A 6567-nucleotide genomic window follows, 5' to 3' on the forward strand; every position below is an offset into this window, starting at 1 on the left:
CTTAAGCATAAGTGGAAGCTAGTTCTACAGACTGAACGTAATTGATCTACAAACTGGCACGAAGCTTGCATGAACTAAAACGAAAAGAAAGGAGTGCAGAGAATATGGCAAAAATCATACTTGCATCACACGGAGGACTATCTAAAGGGATGAAAGATTCAGTTTCTATGATTGTTGGAGATTTAGCTAAGGATATAGAAACATATAGCTTGCTTCCTGGACAAAATCCTGAAGACTTTTATCAAGAAGTTTTGAAAGAAGTAAAAGAGAGTGATGAACAAATCTTAATCTTGTGTGATATCAAAGGTGGAAGTGTTCACACAGCTTTATCTAAACTTGCAGTATTAGATAATGTAATGGTCTTCTCAGGAATGAACATGGGATTAGTATTAGATGCAGTAATGAAAGGCTTGAACGGAAAACTTGAATTAGCAGAAGCAAACGATTTAATCGAAGCAGCTAAAGATGGAATGACTGTTATGAATGGAATAACAAGCGAAGATGATGAAGATTTCTAATAGGAGGAGAAGAAAATGATTAAATTATTAAGAGTGGATCACAGATTGTTACATGGTCAAGTTGCTTTTTCTTGGAAAAATGCAGTTGAAGCAGATTGTATCTTAATTGCATGCGATGCAGTTATGAAAGATGATTTAAGAAAAACTTCAATCAAGATGGCAAAACCAAGTGGTGTTAAATTAGTTATCAAAAGTATGGATGATGCAGTAAAAGCAATCAACAGTGGTGTTACAGACAAATATAAATTATTAACTGTAGTTGAATCTATTAAGGATGCTGAAAGATTGTGTAAAGAATGCAACATCAAAAAGTTAAATCTTGGTGGTACTAAGGCAACTGCTGAAACTCGTAATATTTCAAAAGCAATGAATATTACACCAGCAGAAGAAACAATTTTAAAAGGATTATGTGAATCAGGCGTGGATGTAACAATTCAGATGGTTCCAGAAGATAATCCAGTAAATGTAGAAAAAGTTTTATAGGAGGAGAAATATGTTACTACAAGCAATTTTACTTGGCTTGGTAGCAATGCTTGGAAATGCTGAGTATTTGTTCGGTACAAGTTTGTTGTCAAGACCATTGGTTATGGGTACTTTAACAGGTATTGTACTTGGTGATGTACAAACAGGTGTTACTTTAGGTGCAACATTAGAATTAGCATTTATGGGAGCTTTCTCAATCGGTGCTAGTATTCCACCTGAAATGATTTCAGGAACTGTATTAGGAACAGCTTTCACAATTACAACAGGAGCTGGACCAGAAACTGCATTGACTGTAGGTTTACCAGTTGCTTCATTAGTTTTAATTGCAAAGAACGTTGGAATGGTATTCATCTTACCTCCATTTGTTCATAAAGCAGATAAATATGCAGCTGAAGGAAATATGGCTGGAGTTGCTAGAATGCACTTATTAGGTGGATTCTTCGGTGTTAACTTAATTATCGGTGTGATTGTAGGATGTGGTTACTATGCTGGTGGACCAGCTGTACAGGCTTTATTAAATGTCATTCCTAAATGGATTTCAAATGGTTTACAGATCACAATGGGATTATTACCTGCAATTGGGTTCGGTTTATTATTAATGATGATTATGGACAAAGAAGTTGCATGTTTCTTCTTCTTAGGATTCGCACTAAGCGTATACTTAAAGATTCCAGTAACAGCAATCGCAATTTTTGGAGTTATCATTGCTATCGTATTAACTCAGTTACGTAGTAATTCAACTCAAACAGCAACAGAAGGAGGAGTAGATGAAGATGACGACTTCTAATAAATTAACTAAAAAAGAGTTAAATCAAGTATTCTGGCGTTCATTCGGTTTGGAATGGTCTTGGAACTATGAAAGACAGATGAATATGTCATACTGCTATAGTATGTTACCAGTTATCAAAAAGTTATATCCAAATAAAGAAGATCAAGTTGCAGCTATGAAACGTCACTTGGAATTCTTCAACACAACTCCACAATTGGCAACATTAATCTTAGGTATTAGTGCTGCTATGGAAGAAAGTAACGCAAATGATCCTGAATTTGATACAGAAAGTATCAACAATGTAAAGGTTTCATTAATGGGACCTTTAGCAGGTATTGGTGATTCATTCATCTGGGGAACATTACGTATTATCGCTACTGGTGTTGGTTTATCTCTAGCAAATCAAGGAAATATCTTAGGACCTATCTTATTCTTATTAATCTTCAACCTTCCAGCTCAGGGATTACGTTATTATTTAATGAATGCTGGTTATAAATTAGGTAGTGGATTCTTGGCTAAGATCCAGCAGAATGGATTAATGTCAAAACTTACTTATGCAGCAAGTGTTTTAGGATTGATGGTTGTTGGTGGTATGACTGCTGAAAACGTATCAATCAGTTTCCCATTGAAGTTTGGTTCTGGTAATGAAGCAACTACATTGAATTCTGTATTCAATAATATCATGCCTGGTTTAATGCCATTATTATTCACATTACTAGTTTACTACTTATTGAAAAAGAAAAATGTTAAGACAACTACATTATTGTTAATCTGCGTTGTGATCGGATTAGTCGGAGCATTCTTTGGTATTTTAGGTTGTTAATAAATTTTAAAAAATGATAAATTTTAAAAAAACGGAGGAAAAGAAAATGGAAATGATTAAATTTAATGAACAGGAAAAAATCGATAGCGTAAATGGCGCATTAGCTTTACGCCCTCAGATCAACGAAATCGTTGATGAAATCTGCGAACATGGATATTCAAACATCTGCTGGTTAGGTGTTGGTGGTACTTGGGCAAGTGCTATGCAGGCTACAGTACACATGAAAGAAATGAGTGCTATTGAAACTTGGGCAGAAAATGCTGCTGAATACTTAACTACAGGAAACAAACGTATTACTAAAGATACAGTTGTTATTATCTCATCTGTATCTGGAAACACTAAAGAAGTCGTTGATGCTATCAAGAAAATCAAAGCTGAAGTTGGTGCTACAGTTATCTCATTTGTTGATGCTAAAGAAGCTATCTTATTAGATTTAGGAGACTACAAGATCTCTTACCCAATGAACGAACAGTTAAAGTTCTTCATGGTTGCTGACCGTTTCATGTTCAACAATGGTGAATTAGAAGACTACGATGATATGTATGCTGAATTTGACAAATACTTAGCAGAAGATTTAGTAGAAGTTGAAAAGAAAGCTGAACCATTCGCTATTGAATTCGCTAAAAAACACTGGAATGATGAAATGCACTACTTTGTAGGTGCTGGAAACCAGTGGGGAGCTACTTACTCATATGCAATGTGCTATTGGGAAGAACAGTTATGGTTAAAAACTAAATCAATCACATCAAATGAATTCTTCCATGGTATGTTTGAAATCGTAACTAAAGAAACTCCAGTTACAATCTATATTGGTGAAGATGCTCAGCGTCCATTATCTGAACGTGTAGCTAACTTTATTCCAAGAATTTGTGCAAACTACACAATCATTGACACTAAAGATTACGAATTAAAGGGAATTAGTGAAAAATATCGTAAACACTTATCTCACCATGTAATGCATGCTGTAAACAACAGAATTGATGTTCATATGGAAATCGAAACTCGTCACCCTATGGAAATCCGTCGTTACTACAGAAGATTAGAATACTAAAATATAAAGGGTGGATTTATTCCACCTTTTATACCTTAATTGGGGGTATATTATGAATAAATTAACAATGCTTGATTATGTTAAAGAAACACCAGGCGTATTAAGAACAAATATTGAACAGTATACTACACTAGTTGATCCATTGATGAAGGAAGTGCAACAAAAAGAAATCAAACGTATTTTACTTGTTGCTTCTGGATCAAGTCATAATGCTTGCTATTGTGCTAGAAGTTTTGTGGAAAAAGTAAGTGGTTTAGAAGTTAGAATCATTACTCCATATACATTTACGTACTATGAAAATGATATTAAAGAGGACGACTTAGTTTTAGTGGTTACACAGAGTGGTTTAAGTACAAATGCAATCGAAGCATTAAAAATCATTAAGAAAAAAGAATGTAAAGCTATTTGTTTAACAGGAAATAAAAACAGCGATGTAAAAGATGTTGCGGATGTTGTAATTGAATACGGTGTGGGCGAAGAATTAGTTGGCTATGTCACAAAAGGTGTTTCTTCACTTGCGCTATTCTTAGATTTATTTGCAATTGCATATTCTGGAAAGACTGAATATTTGGATGAATTAAAGAAAGCAGCTGATTTAAATGAAGAAATGATTGATCAGGCTACAAACTTTATTCAGCGACATTATAAGAATTTCACATCTATGTCCTGGGTTTACAGTTGTGGAGCGGGTGCCAATTATGGAACAGCACTTGAAAGTGCATTAAAAATGGGTGAAACCATTCATATTCCAAGTTGCTGCTATGAAATTGAAGAGTATATTCATGGACCAAACCTTCAATTAACGCCACAATACAATGTGATTTTCTTTGATGGAAACGATAGTGCAAGTCGACGCGTAGAACAAGTATATAAGGCTACTCGAAAAGTCAGCAATCGAGCTTATTTAATTTCAAACAATCCTCAATTATCAAGTGATGATCATGTTTTAAGTTTGAGTGATACTGTTTCAAGTGAATTATGTCCACTTGTATATTTACCATTTGTACAATTATTAAGCTTTATTGTTTCAAATGACTTACACTCTATTTATCAACATCCATTATTAAAAGAATTTAAGGCTATTGCAGCTGCTAAAACGGAGAATTTTGTGAATTATGATGGAGACGATTAAAACTGTTATTTTTGATATGGATGGTGTGATCTTTGATAGTGAAACCATGTATATAAATGATTTGATAAGATTTTTTAAACAGCATGATATAGAAATACAAGTAAGTGATTGTATTCCTCTTATTGGTATTGATAGTAAATTATATTATGAGCAAGCATATAGAATGTGGAATAACAAAACAGATTTCATAACATTTAAAAATATGCTTCAAGAATATTTTCGTTCATTTGATTGTGATTATAAAGCGGTAGTTAGACCTCAGATTTATTCCGTTTTAGAACACTTAAGTAAACATTGTAAAATAGCGTTAGCGTCCTCTTCTAGTTTATATAGTATTAATAATGCGTTGGATCAGGCTGGTTTAAAAAAGTATTTTTCACTTATAGTAAGTGGTGAACAATTCAAAGAAAGTAAACCAAATCCAGAAATATATTTATATACAATCAAAGAATTGAATGTGAATAAAGATGAAGCTATTATTATTGAGGATTCATCTAAAGGAATATTAGCTGCAAATAGAGCTGGTATTAAGGTATTGGCTTTAAAAGATGATAAGTTTGGCTTAGATCAGAGTCAGGCAGATATAATTATTGATGAATTAAATGATATTATAAAGTTGATTGAGAAAGGGGCATAAAAGTATGAATGCTATGTTAATTGTCGCTGTAGTGATTGCTATTATTGGTACTATTCCAGTAATCATCAGAAAGAAACTCCTAAAAAATTATCTAACATTACTCCAAAACAATGATATCAAGGCAATAAAAGACTTAATGGCAACTAAACTAGCTAATATATGTATTCCTCCATTTAATAGGGAATATTTACTTTTAAATGCTTATCTAAAATTAAAAGATGACAAACAAATAGATACTCAAGTAAACAATATAATGGATCATGTTCCTATGAATTCTAAGCAGAAGTCTGCTCTTGCAAAATCAGTATTCTATATATATGTAGATAAGAAGAATGCATCTATGATTGATCGTTTGTTGGAAATGGTTAGCACGACAAATGATCATGCCCTATATAGACAGATGGATATGGTTAATGATACTTTGATTAGTGGTGGAATTAAGTATTATGATGAATTAAAATCTGATCTAGAAGATGTAGAATATACTAAAAACAATGAAGATACTCCCTATCTTGAATTCTTATTATCAATTATCTACAAGAATATGGGTAATGAATCAAAAAGCAAGGAATATAAGAATAAAGCCTTAGAAGACAGTAAAGGAACTGTATATGAATCTTTAATTAAATCCCAAAATTAATAGGATGATTGAAAGATTCCTTACCGTAAAGACAGCCTAATAGGTTGTCTTTTATATTTACCAGAATATTTCTATCACATCAACATAATTATGCTATAATTGTGTTGATGAAAGGAGTGAGATATTATGCCACTAATTCTACCTATTAAGGAATTAAGAAATACAAATGATATCTCTAATATTGCACACAAACATCATGAACCTATTTTCATTACAAAAAATGGCTATAGTGACCTGGTTGTGATGAGCAGTGAATTATATGATGAGTTTGCTAGAATAAATCGTATAGATAAAGCAATCTTTGAATCTGAACAAGAACTGTTGGATGGTGCAGAAGCAGTTGATGCAAAAAAAGTATTCGATGATTTGGAGAAAAAGCACTAAGAATATAGATGACTATAAAACGCATTCACATGATGCGCCCCTGTCAAGTAGATAGGTGAAATAATTAAAAACATGTACCCATGCCAGCCACGTAGTGGCTGGCATTTTTTTATGCATAATGTGCCGCCTT

General features: G+C 33.0%; 9 protein-coding genes. All 9 read left to right on the forward strand.

Annotated elements, in window-relative coordinates; translation table 11 throughout:
* Nucleotides 1-104: 104 nt before the first annotated feature.
* The 9 genes from ABUA27_RS07365 (at nt 105) to ABUA27_RS07405 (ending at nt 6437) form a co-directional block, all read left to right on the forward strand.
* Nucleotides 105-518 carry a PTS sugar transporter subunit IIA gene (locus tag ABUA27_RS07365; protein ID WP_129981265.1) on the forward strand — a complete coding sequence of 138 codons (414 nt, stop codon included), beginning with the start codon at nt 105-107 and terminating at the stop codon, nt 516-518.
* 15 nt (nt 519-533) lie between these two features.
* A complete protein-coding gene (locus tag ABUA27_RS07370; protein ID WP_006504553.1) occupies nt 534-1001 on the forward strand; it encodes a PTS sugar transporter subunit IIB in 468 nt (155 codons plus the stop codon).
* 10 nt (nt 1002-1011) lie between these two features.
* Nucleotides 1012-1788, forward strand: coding sequence for a PTS mannose/fructose/sorbose/N-acetylgalactosamine transporter subunit IIC (locus ABUA27_RS07375; protein WP_129981266.1), 777 nt, complete (start codon nt 1012-1014; stop codon nt 1786-1788).
* Nucleotides 1769-2593 carry a PTS system mannose/fructose/sorbose family transporter subunit IID gene (locus ABUA27_RS07380; protein ID WP_006504551.1) on the forward strand — a complete coding sequence of 275 codons (825 nt, stop codon included), beginning with the start codon at nt 1769-1771 and terminating at the stop codon, nt 2591-2593. The genes ABUA27_RS07375 and ABUA27_RS07380 overlap by 20 nt, the downstream gene beginning before the upstream one ends.
* Nucleotides 2594-2639: 46 nt before the next feature.
* The gene (locus tag ABUA27_RS07385; RefSeq protein ID WP_117459017.1) at nt 2640-3644 is read left to right on the forward strand and encodes an SIS domain-containing protein; all 1005 of its coding nucleotides are present in this window, start codon (nt 2640-2642) and stop codon (nt 3642-3644) included.
* Nucleotides 3645-3696: 52 nt separating this feature from the next.
* The gene (locus ABUA27_RS07390) at nt 3697-4776 is read left to right on the forward strand and encodes an SIS domain-containing protein (protein ID WP_287969302.1); all 1080 of its coding nucleotides are present in this window, start codon (nt 3697-3699) and stop codon (nt 4774-4776) included.
* A complete protein-coding gene (locus ABUA27_RS07395; protein WP_281080314.1) occupies nt 4760-5413 on the forward strand; it encodes an HAD family hydrolase in 654 nt (217 codons plus the stop codon). Before ABUA27_RS07390 ends, ABUA27_RS07395 begins: the two co-directional genes overlap by 17 nt.
* A 4-nt stretch (nt 5414-5417) precedes the next feature.
* Nucleotides 5418-6053, forward strand: a complete 636-nt coding sequence (locus tag ABUA27_RS07400; protein WP_281080306.1) for a hypothetical protein — start codon at nt 5418-5420, stop codon at nt 6051-6053.
* A gap of 126 nt (nt 6054-6179) precedes the next feature.
* The gene (locus ABUA27_RS07405; protein WP_279079429.1) at nt 6180-6437 is read left to right on the forward strand and encodes a type II toxin-antitoxin system Phd/YefM family antitoxin; all 258 of its coding nucleotides are present in this window, start codon (nt 6180-6182) and stop codon (nt 6435-6437) included.
* The last annotated feature ends 130 nt before the right edge of the window (nt 6438-6567 follow it).

It is taken from the genome of Catenibacterium sp. RTP21428st1_D7_RTP21428_210409, from assembly GCF_040227455.1.
GTDB classification, from domain to species: Bacteria; Bacillota_I; Bacilli_A; order Erysipelotrichales; family Coprobacillaceae; genus Catenibacterium; species Catenibacterium mitsuoka_A.